This is a genomic window from Micromonospora sp. NPDC049089, from assembly GCF_040648775.1.
GTDB lineage: Bacteria > Actinomycetota > Actinomycetes > Mycobacteriales > Micromonosporaceae > Micromonospora.
Genome location: NZ_JBEZEH010000359.1, coordinates 1 through 3185 on the forward strand (window position 1 = coordinate 1; position 3185 = coordinate 3185).

The following is a 3185-nucleotide window of genomic DNA, read 5'->3' on the forward strand; positions in this document are numbered from 1 at the left end:
GACGGGGAGTTCCGCTGGGCTCCGCGTTCCGCGGAGTGCTGGGTCGGGCTACGCGGCCGTCCCCGCGGCACCACACAAACCCGTCCCCGCGCGTGTCGGCCCCGAGGGCCCCACCCCGGGCCTCCCTTTTTTGTCCGATCAGTCGTGGGCGATGGCGCCCAGGACGTTGATCCGGGCCGCCCGGACGGCCGGGAGCACCGCGGCCACCACGCCGATGATGGCGGCCAGGCCGAGGAAGACACCCATCTGCCCCCAGGGCAGGATCAGGTCGGTGATGCCCTCGTCCTTGAGGGCCTCGACCACAGCGGCGCCGAGGCCGGTGCCCACCACCACGCCGAGCAGCGCGCCGAACACCGAGATCACCACCGCCTCCACGGTGATCATGCCCATGGTCTGGGACCGGCGGAGGCCGATCGCCCGCAGCAGACCCAGCTCGCGGGTCCGCTCCAGCACCGACAGGGCCAGGGTGTTGATGATGCCCAGCACGGCGATCACGATGGCCAGCGCGAGGAGGATCTGGATCATCGTGAGCAGCCCGTCGAGCGAGCTGGTCTGCTGCTTGATGAACGCGTCCCGGTCGGCCACCGACACCTCGGGGCTGTCCGCGAGCAACGCCTCCACCTGCGGCTGGACGTCGGACACCCGGGTGCCCGGGTCCAGTTGAATGAAGCCCTGGATGGGCTGCGGGATGGCGAAGTCCTTCGCCGCGGTCGCCGGCAGCGTCACCGGGTTGGTCAGCTGCGACGACTCGTAGATGCCGCTGATCGTGTAGGTGCGTGCCTCGCCCCGGGTCAGTTGCACGTTGACCGTCGAGCCCACCGACCAGCCACGGGACGTGGCCGTGTCCGAGCTGGCGAGCATCTGGGTCGGCCCGAGCCGGTCGATGTCACCGGCGGTCGGCTTCGCGCCGAAGATCTGCCGCAGCGACGCGATGTCGCTGCTCGCCGCGACCCAGGTGCTCTCGCCGTCGATCCGCCCCATGTCGCCGTACTCGCCGTCGACCAACCGCACACCGGGCAGGGCCTTGGCCTGGTCCAGCACACCCGGGTCGAAGGTCGGCGGACGCGGGCCGCCCTGCTGACCGGCGATCACCAGCTCGGCCTTGATGGTGTCCTGGGCGAGCGCGCTGATGCTGCCCTTGGCCGAGTCGAGGATCACCGTGACGCCGGTGACCAACGCGATGCCGACCATCAGCGCGGCGGCGGTGATCGCCGTACGACGTGGGTTGCGCCCAGAGTTGAGCCGGCCCAGCTTGCCCGGCACCGACCAGGAGAAGATCACGCCCAGCAGGCTCACCACCGGCCGGCTGATCAACGGGGTCAGCAGCGCCACCCCGATGAAGGCGAACAGCACGCCACCGAGGATGGTCGACAGCGTCTGACCGCCGGCGTTGCCGCTGAGCCCGAGGAACAGCAGCACCGCGCCGATGCCGGTGACCAGCGACCCGGCCACCGTGACCTTGGTCAACGGCCGGTCCGGGGTGGCCACGTCCTGCATGGCCGCGATCGGCGGGATCCGGGACGCCCGCAGCGCCGGCAGCAACGCCGCCACCACGGTGATCACCAGACCGACGGCGAACGAACCGATCACCGCGGCCGCCGGCACGCCGATTCCGGCCAGGGTGAGCCCACCGGCGAGCTTGCCGAACAGGAACGCCAGCAGCGCGCCCACCCCGATGCCGGCGGCGAGGCCGAGTACCGACGCGATCAACCCCACCGCGATGGCCTCCAGCACCACCGAACCGATGATCTGCCGGCCGCTGGCCCCGATGGCGCGCATGAGCGCCAACTCCCGGGTCCGCTGCGCCACGATGATCGAGAAGGTGTTGAGGATCAGGAAGGTGCCCACCAGCAGCGCCACCGCGGCGAAGCCGAGCAGGATCTTGTTGAAGAAGGACAGCCCCTCCTTCAGACTGGCCGAGGCGTCCGCTGCCACCTGCTCGCCGGTCTTCACCTCGAAGTCCGCGCCCAGGGTGCGGGCAACGTCGTCGCGAAGCTTCTCGTCCGAGACTCCAGCGGCGGCCTGCACGGTGATGCTGCTGAACACGTCCGGCTCGCCCAGCATCAGCCGCTGCGCCACCGGCGTGGTGAAGAAGACCTCGTTGACCCCGCCGATCGAGTCTCGGTCACCGCTGTAACCGAAGACGCCGACCAGGGTGAATTCCCGCTTCTTCGACTCGAACGCGGTCAGCACACCGACCTTCTGGCCGACCTGCACCTTCGCTGCCGTGGCCAACGCCTTGTTGATGACGATCTCGTCCTCGGCCTGCGGCGCGCGCCCCTCACGCAGCTTCAGCAGATCGCTCTCGCCGGTCCAGTTCTCGCCCAACTGCGGCGGGCCGAACGAGGTGACGACCTTGCCGTTGCTGCCGATCACCCTGGCGCCGTCGGCGTTGACCACACCGGTCGCCGAGGCCGCCCCCGGCACCTGCTTCACCCGGTCCACCAGGGCGGCCGGCAGCGGGGCGGCGGTCTGCTCGCCCTCCAGCTCATTGACCTGCACCTTCGGCTTCGCCGCGACGTTCACGTCGATCTCGGAGAAGCCGTCGGCGAAGACCGAGTCGAAGGAGCGACCCAGCGTGTCGGTGAGCACGAACGCGCCGGAGACGAACATCACCCCGAGCACCACCGCCAGGCCGGACAGGATCAGCCGGACCTTACGGGCCAGCAGACTCTTCAGCGTCGCGCGGAACATCAGTTGCCCACCTCGGCCGGAGTGTCCAGCTTCTTCATGGTGTCCAGCACCGTCTCGGCGGTCGGCTCGATCAGCTCCGAGACGATCTCACCGTCGGCGAGGAAGACCACCCGGTCGGCGTACGCGGCGGCCGTCGGGTCGTGGGTGACCATCACGATGGTCTGGCCGTGCTCCCGGACCGAGTTCCGCAGGAAGTTGAGCACCTCCGCGCCGGAGCGCGAGTCCAGGTTGCCGGTCGGCTCGTCCGCGAAGATCACCTCGGGGCGGGAGACCAGCGCCCGCGCGCAGGCCACCCGCTGCTGCTGCCCACCGGAGAGCTGCGCCGGGCGGTGGTCCAGCCGGTCCTTCAGCCCCACCGTCTCGATCACCGTGTCGTACCAGGCCGGGTCCGGCTTGCGTCCAGGACCGGCTGCCGGTCCGACTGGCCATCGTGGACGCCCGCACCGCCATCTGCCCGTTGGTGCCCGACCGCGACGGCGGCGAACCGAGCG

The 3185-nt window shown here is 70.3% G+C and carries 1 protein-coding gene and 1 pseudogene; both read right to left on the minus strand.

The genetic code is table 11. The annotated features are described in order from the left end of the window. Window positions 1-138: 138 nt before the first annotated feature. Complete coding sequence (locus tag AB0B48_RS32610; RefSeq protein WP_357208388.1) at window positions 139-2694, minus strand: FtsX-like permease family protein; 2556 nt, start codon at window positions 2692-2694, stop codon at window positions 139-141. Further along, window positions 2694-3095, minus strand: a pseudogene (locus tag AB0B48_RS32615) (ATP-binding cassette domain-containing protein); the annotation flags it as partial. The gene AB0B48_RS32610 and the pseudogene AB0B48_RS32615, both read right to left, overlap by 1 nt. Window positions 3096-3185: the final 90 nt, after the last annotated feature.